The following is an 18,721-nucleotide window of genomic DNA, read 5'->3' on the forward strand; positions in this document are numbered from 1 at the left end:
TTCCTACAAGACAACATTACTGAACAGAGGAAATGTTCCTTGGACATCTTTCCTGCTGATACACCAACTCCTAGCAGAAGCAGTGCCATTCTGCGTGGCGGCCAATGGACAGTGCTGACAATCCCGGCAGGCGGTTCGCTCATGTTGGTCAATATCGAAGGCGGCCAGACAGTCGATCTGTATTGTCTTTCAACAGCGGCCCTCATTCTGCCGGAGGATGACAGCGTTTCTCCTTCTCCAGACAAGCTGGCGGGTCTGGTAAGTGCGAAGGAACGCGCCGACACAGTATTGGCACACTATACGGATGCAGAGCTGGCCATCATGGGATGGAGGCTGTTTGACGGCAGCACACCCGACAAGACAGCCTTGAGTGTCACGGCCCGCCATGATGCAGTCTGTGTGCTGATATCAGCCAAAACTGTGATGACGCCAGATAGCCACAATACAGCAACAGACATTGCTATTCATATTACACAAGATGAAACAGCGCTGCGTCTTCCGGCACCACTGGCACCGGTCAAGGCCGAAATTCATATTCCGCCCGCCAGCGCACGCGCCTACACCGTCAAGGCCGGTGACTACATACAGATTATCGACGTGCAGGGTAAACAATGCTCTGACTTTCTGGCTTTTGATGCACAAAGTCTGAAAAATGGCGATCTGAACGGGCTGGATGCCGCGGTGACACGCACCTTCACCGGAGTTGCCAATCCAAGCCCCGGCGTCCATGCGCGATACTTCGATCGCACTATGAAGCCGCTGGTCGAGATCGTACAGGATACAGTCGGGCGCCATGATGCATTTCTGCTGGCCTGTAACGCGCGATATTACGAGACGCAGGGCTATCCCGGACATACAAACTGCACTGATAATTTCAATGCAGCCCTCCAGGATCACGGAATCAAACCTCAGATAACCTGGCCTGCCATCAATTTCTTTTTCAATACACAAGTCAATGCTGACGGGGCTATCTCTCTGGAAGAACCATGGTCAAGGCCGGGTGATTACGTGCTGCTGCGGGCCATGACCGATCTGGTCTGTGCCAGCTCCGCGTGCCCTGACGATATAGACCCGGCCAATGGCTGGACACCTACGGATATCCATGTGCGCATATACGATGCCTCCGCACCGTTTTCCAAAGGCATTGGCCATCGCATCACGCGCCATACGGAGGCACGATTGACAAGGGAATCAGGTTTTCATAGCCGCACATTACCTCTGGCAAAGGAAATGATCGACTATCAAGGCTTCTGGCTTCCACGGGAATATAGTGGCAGTGGAGCCATTGAAGAATACTGGGCCTGCCGGGAAAAATCCGCCCTGTTCGACCTTACGGCCCTCAGAAAATTCGAAATCACTGGCCCGGATGCAGAGAAACTTCTGAACTATGCCGTTACACGCGACATCAGCAAGCTTTCCATAGGGCAGATCGTCTATACAGCGCTTTGTCATCCCCATGGCGGTATGATCGACGATGCCACCGTGTTCCGCATGAGCCAGCACACATTCCGTCTGATATGTGGCCGGGAATGGTGCGGCACCTGGCTGCGTATGCTGGCCAGTGAAAAAGACTTCAAAGTCTGGGTCAGAAGCTCAACAGACCAGCTTCACAATATCTCCCTGCAGGGACCGCTGAGCAGAATAATCCTCAGCACGGTTTTTAGTCCCTATCTGACTCAGCCTGATGCACAAGACCTGAAATGGTTTCACTTTTCGACTGGCATGCTAGGAAAACATGACCCCTCTCCTGTCATGATTTCCAGAACTGGGTACACCGGAGAATTGGGATACGAAATTTTTTGCCATCCCAAACATGCTGGTTCTGTGTGGGATGTCGTGATGGAGGCCGGTAAAAATCATGGTCTCAAACCGGCGGGACTGGATGCCCTGAATATGCTGCGAATTGAAGCGGGCCTGGCGTTTGCCGGGTACGAATTCTGCGATCAGACCGATCCTTTTGAGGCGGGAATAGGCTTTGTCGTCAGTCAGAAAAAACAAAGCGATTATGTGGGTAAAACCGCCCTTCTTGAACGTGGCAGCGCTTATCGCAACAGGCTGGCAGGGCTTGTGATCGACGGCAATGACACCGTTTTTCATGGCGATGGCGTTTATAATGGAATGGCACAGGTTGGCATTATCACCAGCCCAGTATTTTCGCCCATCCTTGGCTCCCAAATTGCCCTGGCACGGATTGATCCGTCGGTTGCCGCATCTGGGACTCACATTGAGATAGGAAAAGATAACGGCATGCAGCTGCGTATTCCGGCCCATGTCGTAGGATTTCCTCACTATGACCCACAAAAAACAAAAGTCCGCTCCTGACTGTTCACTTTATCCAAGACACGGATGTTCATCATGAAAAAGAAAATTGCCATTATCGGTGGTGGTCCAAGCGGTCTGGCATTCCTTCGCGCTATGGAAAGTGCGCGTAAAGCAGGGGCAGAGGTTCCAGAGTATGTCTGTTACGAGAAACAGGCAGATTGTGGAGGACTCTGGAACTATACATGGCGTACCGGCCTGGATGAATTCGGTGAACCGGTGCATGGCAGCATGTATCGTTTTCTGTGGTCCAACGGTCCAAAAGAATGTCTTGAATTCGCAGATTATTCCTTTGAAGAGCATTTTGGCCGCGCCATTCCATCCTATCCACCGCGTGCTGTTCTGCACGATTATATCAAGGGCCGAATTGAAAAGTCCGGCGTTAGGCAGTTCATCAAGTTCCATCATGCTGTCAAATGGATTGACTATGATCAGGAAAGCCGCACCTTTTTTGTGACAGTCAAGGATTTGAAGGCAGATACGCTGAAGACCGATACGTTTGACCATGTGGTCATTGCGACCGGACATTTTTCCGTTCCAAACGTGCCATATTTCGAGGGTTTCGAGAGTTTCCCCGGTCGCATCATGCATGCACATGATTTCCGGGATGCCAATGAATTCGCTGGTAAAGACATTCTGATGGTCGGAAGCTCCTATTCAGCGGAAGATATTGGAACGCAGTGTGCGAAATATGGCTGTCGCTCGGTAACGTTCAGCTATCGCACCCGCCCGATGGGATTTCAGTGGCCGGAAGGATTTGAGGAAAAACCCCTTCTGACTCATGTCAAAGGTAACATAGCCTATTTCAAAGATGGGACCTCAAAAAAGGTAGATTCCATTATCCTCTGTACAGGATACCAGCATTCATTTCCTTTCCTGCCTGACTCCATGCGTCTGAAAACCAACAATCGTCTGTATCCGCTTCATCTGTACAAAGGTATTTTCTGGCAGGACAATACAGATCTCATGTATATTGGCATGCAGGATCAGTATTACACTTTCAATATGTTTGATGCACAAGCATGGCTGGCACGGGATGTCATTCTTGGACGCTACATTCTTCCGGATGCCGCCACACAGGATGCCGACATAAAACACTGGAGAACGCTGGAAGAAAAAATTGAAAATCCTTACCAAGCAATCGATTTCCAGACCGAGTATGTCCGCGATCTTCTATCACTGACGGATTACCCTCATCTTGATGTCGACCGGATCGCAGCCCTGTTCAAGGAATGGGAGCATCATAAAGAGGAAGGGATCATGACGTATCGTGATCGCAGTTATCCCTCCACCCTGACTGGCACCATGGCGCCCAGCCACCATACAAAATGGATGGATGCCAAAGATGACAGCATGGAAGCGTTTCTCAATCACCCTCGTATGGAGGCTGCAGAATGACCATTTCATACCCGGAACGCCATTCCGCCCTTACCAGCCGTCATGTGGCACTCGGATCAAAAATGGATGCATCCTGGAATGGGATGTCTATCCCACAGACCTATGCATCCAACCCTTATGATGAGACCGTTCTTGTCAGGACCAAAGCAGGGCTTTTTGATGTCACGGCATTGCAGATCATCAATGTCTCCGGCCCTGATGCCATGACTGTTCTTAATAATCTGGTGACATCAGATCTTGCGAAAATTTTGCCTGGCAGCTCCCTGATCACCAGCATTGTCAATGATGAAGGCGGCATCATTGATGACGTCATTATCTATGTTGATAGCAAGACCGAGTTCCGTGTTTCTCATGGTGGCGGCACACTTGAGCCGGTGCTCATGAAGGATATTGTCGGGCATGATGTAGTTGCTGAGCGGGATGATGATGTCCACATCCTCTCCCTGCAAGGCCCCCTCTCAGGAGATATTCTGCAGCCCCATACAGAATTGTCTCTATCCTCGCTATCCTATTTCTCCCATGCTCAAACAACGCTGTTCGGAAAACCGGTCAGGATTGCACGGGGTGGATATTCCGGAGAGACTGGATATGAGGTGTTCTGCACTTCAGAAGAAGCAGGCCCAATCTGGGATATGATCCTGGAGGCCGGAAAATCCTATGGCGCGGCTCCAGTGAGCTGGTCCTGCCTTGATATCGTCCGCCTTGAGGGAGGATTGCTGTTTTTCCCCTATGATATGCCGGCGGAGAATACCACCCCATGGGAGGTCAATATGGGATGGTCCATTGACCTTCAGAAACCGGCTTTCCGTGGCAAGAAAGCACTCGAAGCATTACGCGGTCAGGAACGCAGCACGATTATCGGTCTGGAAGTACTCAGCAAGGAAGCAGCCGAGGCCGGCACTCCCATTTTCCATGATGGTGTTCAGGTCGGACAGGTAACCAGCAGTATCTTCAGCCAATATCTGATGAAATCTCTGGCTATTGCCACGATTAAGCCCTCCCTGTCTGCGCTCGGCACCGCGGTATCTGTAGGACAATCAGCACAAGCAAATATCGTTCGCATGCCATTCTATGATCCACTGCGACTGAGAACCCATCCAAGATAAAAAGGGAGAACGGCAGACATGCTTCTCAGTAAGCCAGTCTATCAGGATCTGAAAATTGACCTGACAGGAAGAAGACATTTGTTTGTTTTTGACCGGTCTGCCGCTCAATGGAGAAGTAGATCTGATATCTGCACTCATGCCTCCTTTTACGTGATGCCTGACAGCCGGATCATGCCGGAACAGGCGCCGGATGCAGAGACAAACAGTCTCTGCCTTCCGTTCCGCTCTGAGACCCAGTTGCTGAGCTATCTTGAGTCTTATCTTGGGACAGAGACCATGGGCCTGAGACTCTACGCAGCTGGCCAGGAAAGTTTCGTATGGGATTGTTACCGGGTGGCGCAGCAGGCTGGTATGACGCGCCCGGAAATTCATCTGACCGTCTCAGGAGAAGTCAGCAGGCGGGTTTACTGCGTTCACTGCCAGACCATCAACCATAGGGCAAAAAGCACGCTCATCCAATGTGATGGCTGCAACGCAACTCTTTTTGTCCGTGATCATTTCTCGCGTGCGCATGGCGCCTATATGGGTTTTCAGGTTGATGCTGAAAACCCCGGCGAAATTCCTTCGGCCGAGGCACTTTCCCTATGACAGAGCACAAAAATACACCCCGCCAGATAGATGTCAGGTTGTCTGATATAGAGCCGCTTTCTCCCACTTTGAAACGCCTGACTTTTGTTCCCATAAAAGCTGCTGCTTTTCCCATCATCCCGACAGGCAGCCATGTCATCGTGTCGATACCAGGGAGCAGACGGCCTCATAAAAATGCTTATTCTCTGATCGGGCCATCAGACAAGACAGATGCCTATCAGATTGTCGTTCGAAAAGTGGATAAAAGCCGTGGTGGTTCAAACTGGATTCATGAACAGGCTAAAATAGGCGACAAACTTCAGATCAGCTGGCCATCCAGCCTCTTTCCCCTTTCCAACGTTGCGCGCCGTCATCTTCTGATCAGCGGCGGGATCGGGATTACCCCTATTCTGTCGCATCTGCACGCCCTGACTGCCCGGGGCGCATCGTTCAGCCTGCATCATGCCTGCAAAGCTGAAGACAAGAATGCCTTCTCGACCCTGCTGGCACCTTTCCATGGCCATGACATCACCCTTTACGTAGCCGACGATCCATCATCCTCCCGACTGGATCTTCAGGCCGTGATGGGCAGACAGCCTCTTGGTACTGTTCTCTACACATGCGGCCCACAAAAGCTGACCGATACCATCATGGAGACAGGCCGCGCACTCGGCTGGCCTGCATCAAGCCTTCAGACTGAAAGTTTCGGTGGGGCTCGGGCCGGCACAGCGTTTACCCTGCATGCACGCCGATCGGGCAAAACCATTCTTGTGGATGAAGAGAGCAGCATTCTGGAGGCTTTGGAAAGCGCTGGTATCGAGCCAACCTATCTCTGCCGTGGAGGAGCCTGTGGTCAGTGCCTGACCAGTGTGATTGATGGCATTCCAGAACATCGCGACGACTTTCTGGATGAGCAGGAACGCGCCACAAACAAAAAAATAATGATCTGTGTTTCACGGGCATGCAGCCCTTCTCTGACCCTTGATATTTGATCCACCGACAAAAGAAGGGATTTTCTGTCATGACTTTGCAGTTCAAGCCAGATGAAACGTTCCGGGGTGATTACAACTTCAGAAACAGCGATGAAGCGATACTCAGTTTCCCGTTTCCGTTTCCTGAAGATGAATACATGTATTCGATGAATGCCGAACCACATGTCAAATCCGGACCATCCCCATCCTATCATCATGCATTCGACATTGATGAGCACTACATCGCTGAATGCAAGGAACGTGCAATCATTCTGGAGCAAGACCCGAAACGCTGTCAGGTCATGCCGCATCTTCAGATTGCCGAATGGGATACGCTTGAACTCCTGATGGATTCCCTGTCTACCGACTACCCTCAATGGTTCAGCTTGACGAAGGACGCTAACAAATGGTGCTGGGTCAATCGTCTTCTGGCGATTGAGCAGAATTTCATTTTTGGTGACGCAACTACGCTGCCTTTACCACCCTTCGAGTATATCACCAGACAGGTTCAAGGAGATTTCACTCTTCAGGATCAGCGAGAAAACAATCTGTTTATCGAAGGCGGAATGGTAACTTCTCAGGCGGATTGGTCGCTGAATTTCGACAAGGGCATGAGCTTTCATGAATGGCATGCGCCTGTGCCCTTAGCCCATGATATGGGGGTCTTTGATCGAGCTCTCAAATTTCTGCTCAAACTGCAATATGGGCAGCCTGCGCGACGTCTGAACTGGACTTTGACCGTTAATCCACGCCTCGATACGTCCCCGGAGAATTATGCAGTCTGGGGACCGGATCGTATGACGATAACGCCTGAAAATGTAAGACAGAAAGTGCATCTTCGTGTCGAACTGCAAAGTCTGTTCCGTCTGCCACGCAGCAATGCCATCCTGTTCTCCATCCGCGGTTATCTGGCCAGTATAGAAGAAATTCAACGCGTTCCCAAATGGCGCCGTCGACTGCATCGTGTGATACGGGATATAAACCCTTCGATCCGAACCTATAAGGGCTTCTCGCGCTACTATGACACGCTGGTTTCTGCTCTAGCCGCAGGGGATGATGGATTACCAACATCTTCAGGCATTCAGCCTGATATTGACAGGCTTTCGTAACAAAAAAGGCCCTCCTCCTTAAAGAGCAGGGCCTTTTTAAATGGAGATCTTAGTGACTGATCATCCAAGGTCGTTGGGCAGGAAAATTTTTAGCGGCTGGCGGTGAGTCGGCCGTCAATTTTGACTTTCCCTTCTTTGCACTACAACAAGAGCATCCGGACGGATGACTCCCGCGTGATCGGCGCGGAGCATGGACACTGCGTTCATTGGTAGCGAATGCAGTTCGCCGGGCAGAATCCATAGCGGCAAATGATGGTGCGGTGAGTAACACACGAGGAGCAGATGTGCCGCAATCCGGGCAGCACGCAGGCTGCTCGAACTCAGACATCGGGCGCATTACGGTAAAGACGCCGCATGACTCACAATGATAGTCATAGACCGGCATAGGAGACCTCCTTACAGATCCTGCGCAATCGGCATATCTACCAGACCAGGTGTTACACCACCGCTGGGACCATCCGCACCCGGATTAATATCAAAATCAAAAATTTCCGTGGGTACCCAGAGCGTGGCACAGGAATTGGGAATATCGACCACACCGCTGATATGACCCTGTACCGGTGCAGTGCCGAGGATCGAATATCCCTGTGCACCGGAATATCCAAATTTCTTTAGATACTCGATAGCATTGAGGCAAGCCTGACGATAGGCGACATTGACATCAAGGTAATGTTGTTCGCCTTGCTCATCGACTGAAATACCCTCGAAGATCAAATAGTCACTGTAAACGGGTTTGATGGGACTTGGCTTGAAGATCGGATTTTTGATTCCATACTTTGCCATTCCGTCCTTGATCAGATTCACACGCATATGAATCCAGCCTGGCATTTCGATAGCGCCACAGAAGGTAATTTCACCATCGCCCTGGCTGAAGTGAAGATCACCAACGGATAGACCTGCCCCTGGAACGTAAACCGGGAAGAATACCCGAGCTCCTCGTGATAGATCCTTAATGTCGCAATTGCCCCCATGCTCACGCGGAGGAACGGTGCGGGCACCATGAGCAGCGGCGGCATCACGTGCCTCACCTTTTAAGCGCCCCATATGAGCTGTCGGCTCAAAAGGGGGATTGGCCAAAGGTGGCACACGGTTTGGGTTGGTTGCGATCAGCGCTTTCTCCCGCGCATTCCATTTTTCCAGCAGATCGGGAGATGGCAGGCATCCTATCAGGCCGGGATGGATCAGACCTGCATAATTCACACCGGGAACATGGCGAGAAGAGGCAAACATGCCATGAAAATCCCAGATTGATTTCTGGGCCAAAGGAAAATGGTCCGTCAGAAAGCCGCCGCCATTCTTTTTGGAGAAAAACCCGTTGAAGCCCCACGCATTATGCGGGAATGCCCCAATATCCAGAAAATCGACTACCAGTAGGTCACCTGGTTGTGCCCCCTCGACACCGATCGGGCCACTGAGATAATGCACGGTTGTCAGGTCGACATCCCGGACATCCTCGGCTGAGTCATTATTTTTTATGAATCCACCTGTCCAGTCATAGCATTCAACAATAAAATCATCTCCTGGCTTGACTGTGGCGACCATTGGAATGTCATGATGCCACCGATTATGCACCATATCATTGCTGATAGCCGGTTGTGACAGGTCGATTTTGATGATCGTGTCAGTCATGGCATCATCCCGTTGAACAAATGGTTGAATTTTTTCCGGTTATATTTTTAGACAGCCAGGAAACGGGCTACTTTTTCCTGATCAAGATTTTCTTTTGTATCCTGATGAACAATCTTGCCACCTTCGATTACCATGATCCGATCAGCAACATCCAGTGCAAAAGATAAAACCTGTTCAGACACAAAAATTGAAAGCCCTTTCTGATCACGTATTCTACGTAGTGTTCTGGCCATTTCCAGAATAATAGAGGGTTGAATACCTTCAGTCGGTTCATCCAGCAGCAGAACCTTTGGCTCAGTGGCCAGAGCACGGGCAATGGCAAGCTGTTGCTGCTGGCCGCCAGATAGGTTGCCACCCCGACGTCGGCCCATTTCTTTTAGGACAGGAAAAAGTTCATACAAATCCGAAGGTATTTTCGATTTTCCTCTTACAAAAAGACCTGTTTCAATGTTTTCTGTTACTGTCATCGTCGAAAAAATCATGCGCCCCTGCGGAACATAGGCAATCCCGGTTTCAACACGCCGGTGGCTTTTCATCGTCGTGATATCGGTGCCATCCAGCATGATCTGACCACCGCTGCCGGGAACCATTCCGATCAGCGATTTCATCAGTGTCGATTTTCCCATGCCATTGCGGCCAACAATAGCCACAATTTCTCCGGCACCAATATCAAGATCAATCCCGTGGAGAACTTCACTCTGGCCATATGACACGCGCAATTCATTTGTAGTCAGCATAGCGTGTCTCCTCAATGTCCCAGATAGACTTCAATGACTTTCGGGTCATTCTTTACATGCGCCATGGTTCCATCTGACAAAACCTGTCCCTGATGAAGAACCGTTACTTTATGGGCAATATCCTCTACAAAACCCATGTCGTGCTCGATAACCAGCACAGAGCGACCTTCAATGATCCTGTGCAGAAGCTCAGCAGTTTTCTGCCGTTCGGCCACGCTCATACCTGCAACCGGCTCATCGAGCATGAGAAGTTCAGGATCCTGAATCAGCAGCATTCCTATTTCCAGCCACTGTTTCTGACCATGGCTAAGATACTCGGCCCGTTCATGAAGACGATCCTGAAGGAAAATCATCTCGCTGATTTCCTCAATTCTGGAACGGACTTCTGCGTCACACCGAAAGCTTAATGCTCCAAACACAGATCGGCCACGCGGATAAGAAATCTCAAGATTCTCGAAAACCGTGAGATCTTCATAAATCGATGGGTTCTGGAATTTACGTCCGACTCCAGCACGAACAATCTGATGCTCCTTCAGGGTGGTCAGTTCATGATTACGGAACCTTATAGATCCTGATGATGCTTTTGTTCGCCCGCAGATAAGGTCAAGAACTGTGGTTTTCCCCGCTCCATTTGGACCAATGATCACGCGGATTTCATTGCGATCAACATAGAAGGACAGATCATTAACGGCCTTGAAACCATCGAATGAAACGGTCAATCCCTCGACAGCCAGAAGAAAATCTGTTTCTGATGACATGACAGCTTTCTCCCTTACTTCACAACCACAGGCGTATCGGTCGAAGAAAGCACTTCTTTAGCTGCGTTATGCTGTCTTTTACCCATGCCGAGCAGGCGGCTGACATAGGGATCGAGATAGCTGCGATACAATCCGGCCAGACCGTTGGGGAACACCATTGTCACAACGATGAACAATGCACCCATTGCAAACAGCCAAGCATTGGGGAACGCTTCTGACAGGGTGGAGCGGGCCCAGTTTACCAGCAAGGTTCCATACAGCGCGCCCAGCAGAGAGGTACGCCCACCGACAGCAGCGAAAATCACCATTTCAATAGAAGGAACGATCCCGACAAAACTCGGGGACATGAAGCCAACCTGAAGGGTAAACATTGCACCCCCCACTCCGGCCAGAGCCGCTGCAACACAAAAGGCAAAAATCTTGAAACTCGCAACGTCATACCCGGAGAAACGTACCCGATCCTCCCGATCCCGCATTGCCAGAAGAATACGACCGAGCTTTGATCGCCGGATAAACTGAAGCAGAATCAGACTGCCCAGAAGCAGGCCGCAGCAGACGAAATAAAGCACGTTTCTGGCATGATCTGTGCGGATATCCCAACCATGAAAGCTGCGCAGATCGGTGATTCCATTGACACCACCGGTATAGCCCTGTTGGCCGATGATCAGAATGGTCAGAATGGCGGCAATGGCTTGCGTGATGATGGCGAAATATGTGCCGCCTACTCGCCGCCGGAACATGGCGACCGCGATTACCAGTGCCAGCACCATTGGCACCGCAGGAACTGCAAAAATGGTAAAGGCCAGGCTGTGAAACGGCTTCCAGAACCATGGTAGTGATGTAATCTGGTTCCAGTCCATGAAATCCGGAATCCCTGGTGTAGACTGGATTTTGGTTGCTTCCGGCGTCGATGATTCCAGCTTCAGATACATGGCCATGCAGTAGCCGCCGAGGCCAAAAAACACGCCCTGACCAAGACTGAGAATACCTGCATCACCCCAGCACAGCACCAGACCGAGTGCCACGAAACCATAGGTCAGATATTTTCCGAACAGGTTCAGGCGAAACGTGTCGAGACCAAGCGGAAATACAACAAGGATCAGAAAGGCAAACAAGCCGATACACAGAATATCTTTGCGATTGAGGAAACTACTGTTCATGTGAAATATGCTCCTCAGCGCCGAACCTTGAGAACAAACAGACCCTGCGGCCGGATCATCAGAATGATGATGACCGACAGCAGCACGATTACCTGCGCCATCGAACCACTGAGGAAGAATTCCAGCGTGGACCGTGCCTGGGAAATCGTGAATGCGGAGGCAATCGTACCGATCAGGCTTGATGCGCCGCCGAAAACCACGACAAGGAATGTATCGACAATGTAAAGCTGGCCGGCAGTCGGGCTGGTGGATCCGATCATCGTGAACGCAGCCCCGGCCACACCCGCGATGCCACAGCCGAGGCCGAAAGTCAGACGATCCACCTTTTCTGTATCAATCCCGACAGCCGCCGCCATCGGGCGGTTCTGCACAACAGCCCTTACCTGCTTGCCCCATCCTGAGCGGAACATCAGCAGATAGACCCCAACCGTGATCAGCGTAGTGAGACCCATTACCAACAGACCATTGATGGGAATTTCGATGCTTTCGGATAGATGAGTTGCCCCCATCATCCATTCAGGCAGATTAACGCCGACTTCACGCGCCCCGAAAACCGAGCGATAGATTTGCTGCATGATCAGGCTGAGCCCCCATGTCGCCAGCAGACTGTCGAGCGGCCTTTTGTAGAGATGACGTATCATCAGCCATTCCACCAGCATCCCGGCAAGGCCCGAGGCGCAGAAAGCCAGCACGACGGCAAGAGGGAAGTAGATTGCAAACGCACCTGGAATAAACTGAGAAAAAAACTGTGACGTCAGATAGGTCACATACGCGCCCAGGATCATGAACTCCCCATGCGCCATATTGATGACGCCCATCTGGCCAAAGATAATGGCCATGCCGAGCGCCATCAACACAAAGACGGAGAACAGGATAAGCCCGGAAAACCCCTGCATCACAAAGATGGAACCGAGTTCACTTATCGAGTAGCCACCCATCAACCTGTCCTCCGTGTTTCACTGCCTTATTCAGCCAGGTTTCTCACTGATATCCTTTGGGGAACGGATCAGGCTTGATCAGCTCCGGCGTTTCCCACACCACCTTGAACTGGCCATCCAGCTGGGCCTGCCCAACCCGTGTGCGGCTCCAAAGATGATGATTGGGATCAATTTTGACGTAACCTTCCGGCGCGGTTTTCAGCTCCAGACCCGGGGAAGCGGCAATCACTTTGTCTACATCGAAACTGCCGGCTTTTTCACAGGCCATTTTCCAAAGGAACGGACCAAGATAGGCAGCCTGTGTGACATCACCGATGACGCTTTTCGGTCCGTAGGCTTCCTTGAAGGCGGCAACGAATTTCTCGTTGTTGGGGTTCTTCAAGGACTGGAAATACTTCATGCAGGAATAAGCGCCGGCAATATTTTCGCCGCCAATGCCAAGAACCTCGTCTTCCGTCACGGAAATGGTCAGCACGGTCTGTTTGCTCAGATCGATGCCGGCCGCTTTCAGCTGCTTGTAGAATGCGACATTGGACCCACCGACCACGGCAGCATAGATGACATCCGGCTTTTTCAGGCGGAACTTGTTGATCACCGAATTGAACTGGGTATGGCCGAGGGGGAAATAATCCTCGCCCACCACCTTACAGCCCGGCAGATGATTTTCGATATGCTTGCGGGCGATTTTCATCGACGTACGCGGCCAGATGTAATCAGAGCCAATAAGATAGAAGGTCTTTGCTCCCTTCACTTTATTAACCCAGTCCAGCCCGGCGATAATCTGCTGTGTTGCCTCCTGCCCGGTGTAGAAAACGTTCTTGGACTGCTCGAGGCCTTCATAGAAAGTGGGGTAATACAGCAACCCGTTATACTGTTCGAATACCGGCAGCACCGCCTTGCGCGAGGCAGAGGTCCAACAGCCGAAAACCGTAGCACATTTGTCGTTCACCAGCAGCTTACGGGCCTTTTCAGCGAAAGTCGGCCAGTCACTGGCACCGTCTTCCTGAATATACTTGATCTGCCGTCCCAGCACGCCACCAGCCGCGTTGATCTGGGAAATAGCTAGTTTTTCCGCCTCAATGGAGCCGGTTTCGCTGAGCGCCATGGTGCCGGTGGAGGAATGCAGGATGCCCACTGTCACCGCATCATCGGTCACAGCCAGCCCGGTCTTGTCGATCGCCGCAGTGGCGGGCTTGCCATCCGCCCATGATGTGCCGGGCAGCATGGCAGCGGCCGGCAATGCGGCCATGCCCTGCAACAGACGGCGACGCAGGCCGGAACGGGGAGTGTCCATATCGGAGGCATCAAAGGGGGAATGATCGGCCATATGTTTTGTCCTGACGGTCATGTCGGAGGAAAAAAATCGTTTCCGCTTCGCGACATACTGGTCCGGCCGGACGCCAATCATGGATACGTCATATGACGTATGGCAATGCATAGCGGATGAAGGGAGGCTCCCTCACCATACACGGCCATACGGTGGCGAGGATGGTGAAAGGTCAGGCGAAAAAACCGGGCCATTATGGCATACTGCCCCCGACATGACCCAAAGACCGTTCCCTGAATCGCCGGAAGGCAGCCCCTGGATTTCGCGTCAGCGTATTATCCGCATCCGCCGGGATTATAATCGCTGGGTCGCTGATGAAACGCTGGAAGATTATGCGCTACGCTTTACAGCGAGGCGTGCCCGGCGCTGGAGCGGCCTGCGCATTGCCAATACCGCACTCAGCGCCATCTCCTTCCTTGCACTGGAAGCCATTGGAGGTACGATCACAGTAGGATACGGCTTTACCAATGCCGTCAGCGCCATTTTCGCGGTCGGGTTGCTGATTTTTCTGGCCGGACTGCCGATCAGCCTGCAGGCGGCCCGGGCCGGGGTCGATATTGATCTGCTCACCCGTGGCGCAGGGTTCGGCTATATCGGCTCCACCATCACATCGCTGATCTATGCCAGTTTTACCTTTCTGTTCTTTGCGTTGGAAAGCGTCATTCTGGCCTCGATGCTGAAAATCTGCTTCGGCATTCCGCTTTATGCGGCCTATCTGATCTGTTCTGTCGTCGTGATCCCGGTGGTGGTACGCGGTATTTCCGCCATCAACCGTGTCCAGCTCTGGACCCAGCCTTTATGGCTGGTACTGCACTGCATACCCTTCATCGCCATTGCTCTCAACGGGCGCGATATTCTGGGTCTGTGGATTGGTTTTGCGGGGGTTTCATCCCTCTCCAGCACGCCCAGCGGTCATGGGTTCGACTGGCTGGGCTTTGGTGCAGCAGCCTCGATCATCATGTCCCTGATCACCCAGATCGGGGAGCAGATCGATTATCTGCGCTTTATCCCGGCAGAGACACAGGAACGTCACAGGTTCCGCTGGACCATGACCGTTCTGGCGGGGGGAGCCGGGTGGATTTTTCCCGGCATGCTGAAAATGCTGGCCGGGTCGTTTCTGGCGGTTTTTGCCATCCATGCGGGTATTCCCGCCATGGAAGCCATTCAACCAGCCTGGATGTACCGAATCGCTTTCGGCTCGCTGGGACTGCATCCGGCAGCCGCACTGTTTCTGGCAGCACTGTTTGTGTTCATCTCCCAGTTCAAGATCAACGTGACCAACGCCTATGCTGGCTCCATCGCATGGTCGAATTTCTTTTCCCGCCTGACCCATGCTCATCCGGGACGGGTGGTATGGCTTATCTTCAACATTGCCATTGCGCTGGCATTGATGGAGCTGGGTGTATTTCAGGCCATCGAAGCCACGCTGCATAATTACTCCAGCATCGCCGCCGCCTGGATGGGGGCGCTGGTTTCTGATCTTACAATCAACCGGGCACTGGGACTGGCTCCGCGACAGATCGAGTTCAAACGCGCCCATTTGCCGGACGTCAATCCGGTCGGGGTCGGAGCGATGCTGACCGCCATTACAGTTTCCCTCTGCGCTCAGGCCGGATGGTTTGGTGTGGCGGCGGGCGTATTCTCCCCCTTTCTCGGCTTTGCAACCGCCTTTGTGACAGCGCCTGTGATCGCATGGGCAACGGGGGGTAAAACCTATCTGGCGCGCAAGGCCCGGCGGAGCTGGGCGCATCGCCAAAGCCTGCATTGCGTAGTCTGCGAAAACGACTTCGAACCGGAGGATTCGGCCTATTGCCCCGCTTATGGCGGCGCGATCTGCTCGTTGTGCTGTTCCCTCGATGCACGGTGCGATGATCTCTGCAAGAAACCGGAGACGAGGCTGTCAGTCCAATGGCACCGGATCCGACAATGGCTTACACCCACCCGCCTGCAACCTGTGCTGGACAGTCTGGGAGGACGCTACTGCATTGTCTTTGCGATGCTGGGAGGCAGCACCGGCCTGATGTTGCTGGGGATTTATCACCAGACTGTTTCCGGCCTGACCCGGGCAGACCCTCTGTTACGCAGCGCTTTCTGGCAAGCATGGTGCGTCATGCTGCTGATTTCCGGCATTGCCGCGTGGCTGCTGGTTCTGGCGCTTCAAAGCCGGCATGTCGCACGGGAGGAAAGCCGCCGTCAGACCGCGCTGCTGATGAACGAGATCCGCGCCCATCGCCGTACCGATGCAAAACTGCAGAAAGCCAAGGAAGCGGCGGAATCCGCCAACCTCGCCAAAAGCCGTTTCGTGGTTGGGGCCAGTCATGAACTGCGCTCCCCCCTGAATGCGATTCTCGGCTATGCGCAGTTGATGGATGGGGATGAAACCCTGCCCCCCAGATGGCGGCGCGCCATTGGCATCATGCGCCGGAGCGGAGAACATCTGGCCGGTCTGATCGAGGGGCTGCTGGATATCTCGAAAATTGAGGCCGGACGGATCGATGTGGCGCGCGATGCCGTCAGGCTCGGTGATTTTCTGGACCAGATTGTCAGCATGTTCCGCATTCAGGCGGAAGCGAAAGGCATCGACTTCATCTTCGACCGCCCGGAGACACTGCCGGATCAGGTTTATACCGATGAGCGCAGGTTAAGGCAGATTCTGATCAATCTGCTGTCCAATGCCATCAAGTTCACACGCTATGGACGGGTAACGTTCCGTGTGCGGTGGCGCAGCCAGATTGCCGATCTCGACATTACCGATACCGGGATCGGCATTGACGAGCAGGAACTGGAACGGATTTTCGAACCGTTTCACCGCACAACGGGAGCCCTGCATGCCAGCATGCCCGGAATCGGACTGGGGCTGACGATTACCAAACTGCTGGTGCAGATTCTGGGCGGCGACATCACTGTGCAATCAAAGCTGGGCGAAGGCAGTACTTTTCGTATCCGCCTGATGCTCTCGGAAGTGCGGCAGACTACGGAAGCGCCTCCGGAAGCACTTCAGCCCACATCCGCCACCATTGCCGCGACGCTACGTCCGGGTCTGACTGCGATCATTGCCGATGATGACCCGGTCCATCGTGATATGATGAGCGATATTCTGTCACCTTTGGGAATCACCGCCATTCAGGCCGTCAATGGTCAGGCCTGTCTTGAACTGGCCGAAGAGCAGCGGCGCGCTGGCAACATCGTTGCCCTGTTCCTGCTCGACATCCAGATGCCGGGGCTGAATGGATGGGAAGTCGCGCGACACCTGCGTGAGGCTGATTTCAGCGACGCGGCCATTCTGATCATCTCCGCCAATTCCGGTGCCATCAGCGGCAGCAGCATGGCAGGCGATCATCATGACGGGCTGTTGAGCAAACCTGTTGATATCAGCCTGCTCTATGCGTTTCTGCATCAGCGCCTGCATCTGAAAACCAAACCACACGCAAAAAGCGAGCCGTTGCCGATCATCGGCGCCGCGGCCCTGCCGCAGGAGCAGGGTCTGACCAAACTTGATGCCAGACAGCGTGATGAGTTGCGCCAGCTCCTCGCCATCGGATACATGCGCGGCCTGCGCAACAAAATGGAGGATATCGCCACGACCCACCCGGATACCCGTCCCGATATCGACCGGCTGCGTCATCTGGCGGATCAATTCGACCTCAATGGTCTGTCAGCCCTGCTGGATCATGCCCCGGCAAGATCGTCCCCTCTTCTTTCAGACAGCAACGCTCCATGACACCACGCGACATCGTCCTGCTGGTCGATGATACACCGGGCAGTCTCTCCGTCCTGCATGATGCGCTGGATATGGCCGGCTATACCGTTCTGGTTGCACAATCCGGTCAGGCCGCCCTGACGCTGATGGACCAGGTCACACCCGATATCATTCTGCTGGATGCCGTCATGCCGGGTCTGGATGGGTTTGAAACCTGCCGCCGCCTGAAACAGCATCCAACCCATGCCATGATCCCGGTGATTTTCATGACCGGCCTGACCGACACCAAACACGTGGTGCAGGCTCTGCAATGCGGCGGAGTCGATTACGTGACCAAACCTGTCTCGCCGGAACAGGTGCTGGCCCGCATCACCGTGCATCTCGGCAATGCCCGTCTGATGCAGAGTGCGCATGTCGCACTTGATCGCGCCGGGCGCTATCTGTTTGCTGTCGATGCCGCCGGGCATATTTCTTGGAGCACCCCACAAGCGGCTCTTCTGCTGGGCGCTTCGGATGGCAGACCGGTGCTGCCTGCTTTTCTGCTGCCCTGGATCGCCGAATGCGCCAGCGGTGAAGCAATGACCGGCAGCCGCCGGGTCGTTGCAGAAAGCCGGCTTTCTCCTGAAGGCACCGGATCGCGGGAGGTGGAGATCGTGTTCTTCGGCACCTCACGCGAGGACGAGATCCTGATGCGCCTGATCATCAACGATCCAGCCGAGGAGCAGACTATCCTGCATCAGCGTCTGCCCGTGACGGCACGGGAGGCTGAAGTTCTGCTATGGATCGGCCGAGGCAAGCAGAACCGTGACATTGCCGACATTCTGGGTCTGAGTCCGCGCACCGTGAATAAGCATCTGGAGCAGATCTACACCAAGATCGGGGTCGAAAACCGGGCTGCCGCCGCAGCCGTTGTCATGAAATTGCTCGCCTCCCGTTGACAGGTTTTCATTCTTCCGAAACCGGACGAGGTCAATAAGCAGAACAACGTATCCTCTGCTATCG

15 protein-coding genes are annotated in these 18,721 nt (G+C 53.2%); 8 read left to right on the top strand and 7 right to left on the bottom strand.

Annotated features, from left to right (window positions below; all coding sequences use genetic code 11):
- Window positions 1–39 precede the first annotated feature (39 nt).
- The 6 genes from GbCGDNIH6_RS09080 to GbCGDNIH6_RS09105 are packed head-to-tail and all read left to right on the top strand — an operon-like array spanning window position 40 to window position 7,470.
- Window positions 40–2,322 carry a DUF1989 domain-containing protein gene (locus GbCGDNIH6_RS09080; RefSeq protein WP_232449779.1) on the top strand — a complete coding sequence of 761 codons (2,283 nt, stop codon included), beginning with the start codon at window positions 40–42 and terminating at the stop codon, window positions 2,320–2,322.
- Between the two features lie 33 nt (window positions 2,323–2,355).
- Window positions 2,356–3,717, top strand: coding sequence for an NAD(P)-binding domain-containing protein (locus GbCGDNIH6_RS09085; protein ID WP_072564492.1), 1,362 nt, complete (start codon window positions 2,356–2,358; stop codon window positions 3,715–3,717).
- Window positions 3,714–4,823, top strand: a complete 1,110-nt coding sequence (locus GbCGDNIH6_RS09090; RefSeq protein ID WP_072563645.1) for an aminomethyl transferase family protein — start codon at window positions 3,714–3,716, stop codon at window positions 4,821–4,823. The genes GbCGDNIH6_RS09085 and GbCGDNIH6_RS09090 overlap by 4 nt, the downstream gene beginning before the upstream one ends.
- 18 nt (window positions 4,824–4,841) lie before the next feature.
- Window positions 4,842–5,411 (top strand): dimethylamine monooxygenase subunit DmmA family protein, encoded by a 570-nt coding sequence (locus GbCGDNIH6_RS09095; protein WP_072563646.1) that lies wholly within the window; start codon window positions 4,842–4,844, stop codon window positions 5,409–5,411.
- Window positions 5,408–6,382 (top strand): PDR/VanB family oxidoreductase, encoded by a 975-nt coding sequence (locus GbCGDNIH6_RS09100; RefSeq protein ID WP_072563647.1) that lies wholly within the window; start codon window positions 5,408–5,410, stop codon window positions 6,380–6,382. The genes GbCGDNIH6_RS09095 and GbCGDNIH6_RS09100 overlap by 4 nt, the downstream gene beginning before the upstream one ends.
- A gap of 29 nt (window positions 6,383–6,411) precedes the next feature.
- The gene (locus GbCGDNIH6_RS09105; RefSeq protein ID WP_072563648.1) at window positions 6,412–7,470 is read left to right on the top strand and encodes a heme-dependent oxidative N-demethylase family protein; all 1,059 of its coding nucleotides are present in this window, start codon (window positions 6,412–6,414) and stop codon (window positions 7,468–7,470) included.
- Window positions 7,471–7,519: 49 nt separating this feature from the next.
- Here the strand turns inward: GbCGDNIH6_RS09105 and GbCGDNIH6_RS09110 are convergent, their stop codons facing one another.
- The 7 genes from GbCGDNIH6_RS09110 to urtA are packed head-to-tail and all read right to left on the bottom strand — an operon-like array spanning window position 7,520 to window position 14,019.
- Window positions 7,520–7,855, bottom strand: coding sequence for an FmdB family zinc ribbon protein (locus GbCGDNIH6_RS09110; protein WP_072563649.1), 336 nt, complete (start codon window positions 7,853–7,855; stop codon window positions 7,520–7,522).
- Between the two features lie 11 nt (window positions 7,856–7,866).
- Window positions 7,867–9,099 carry a formamidase gene (gene fmdA, locus GbCGDNIH6_RS09115; protein WP_011632531.1) on the bottom strand — a complete coding sequence of 411 codons (1,233 nt, stop codon included), beginning with the start codon at window positions 9,097–9,099 and terminating at the stop codon, window positions 7,867–7,869.
- Between the two features lie 47 nt (window positions 9,100–9,146).
- Window positions 9,147–9,836: an urea ABC transporter ATP-binding subunit UrtE gene (gene urtE, locus GbCGDNIH6_RS09120; protein ID WP_025287178.1), complete on the bottom strand. Its 690-nt coding sequence runs from the start codon at window positions 9,834–9,836 to the stop codon at window positions 9,147–9,149.
- An 11-nt stretch (window positions 9,837–9,847) separates the two neighbouring features.
- Window positions 9,848–10,594, bottom strand: a complete 747-nt coding sequence (urtD, locus tag GbCGDNIH6_RS09125; RefSeq protein ID WP_011632533.1) for an urea ABC transporter ATP-binding protein UrtD — start codon at window positions 10,592–10,594, stop codon at window positions 9,848–9,850.
- Window positions 10,595–10,608: 14 nt separating this feature from the next.
- A complete protein-coding gene (urtC, locus tag GbCGDNIH6_RS09130) occupies window positions 10,609–11,754 on the bottom strand; it encodes an urea ABC transporter permease subunit UrtC (RefSeq protein WP_072563650.1) in 1,146 nt (381 codons plus the stop codon).
- Between the two features lie 14 nt (window positions 11,755–11,768).
- Window positions 11,769–12,695 (bottom strand): urea ABC transporter permease subunit UrtB, encoded by a 927-nt coding sequence (urtB, locus tag GbCGDNIH6_RS09135; protein ID WP_072563651.1) that lies wholly within the window; start codon window positions 12,693–12,695, stop codon window positions 11,769–11,771.
- Between the two features lie 40 nt (window positions 12,696–12,735).
- Window positions 12,736–14,019: an urea ABC transporter substrate-binding protein gene (gene urtA, locus GbCGDNIH6_RS09140; RefSeq protein WP_232449780.1), complete on the bottom strand. Its 1,284-nt coding sequence runs from the start codon at window positions 14,017–14,019 to the stop codon at window positions 12,736–12,738.
- A 214-nt stretch (window positions 14,020–14,233) separates the two neighbouring features.
- Between urtA and GbCGDNIH6_RS09145 the strand changes: the two genes are divergently transcribed.
- Together GbCGDNIH6_RS09145 and GbCGDNIH6_RS09150 are read left to right on the top strand one after the other, a co-directional pair.
- Window positions 14,234–17,740, top strand: coding sequence for a hybrid sensor histidine kinase/response regulator (locus GbCGDNIH6_RS09145; RefSeq protein WP_072564494.1), 3,507 nt, complete (start codon window positions 14,234–14,236; stop codon window positions 17,738–17,740).
- Window positions 17,737–18,657, top strand: coding sequence for a response regulator transcription factor (locus GbCGDNIH6_RS09150; protein ID WP_072563652.1), 921 nt, complete (start codon window positions 17,737–17,739; stop codon window positions 18,655–18,657). Before GbCGDNIH6_RS09145 ends, GbCGDNIH6_RS09150 begins: the two co-directional genes overlap by 4 nt.
- Window positions 18,658–18,721 lie beyond the last annotated feature (64 nt).

Origin of the sequence: Granulibacter bethesdensis, from assembly GCF_001889525.1 — a bacterium.
GTDB lineage: Bacteria > Pseudomonadota > Alphaproteobacteria > Acetobacterales > Acetobacteraceae > Granulibacter > Granulibacter bethesdensis_C.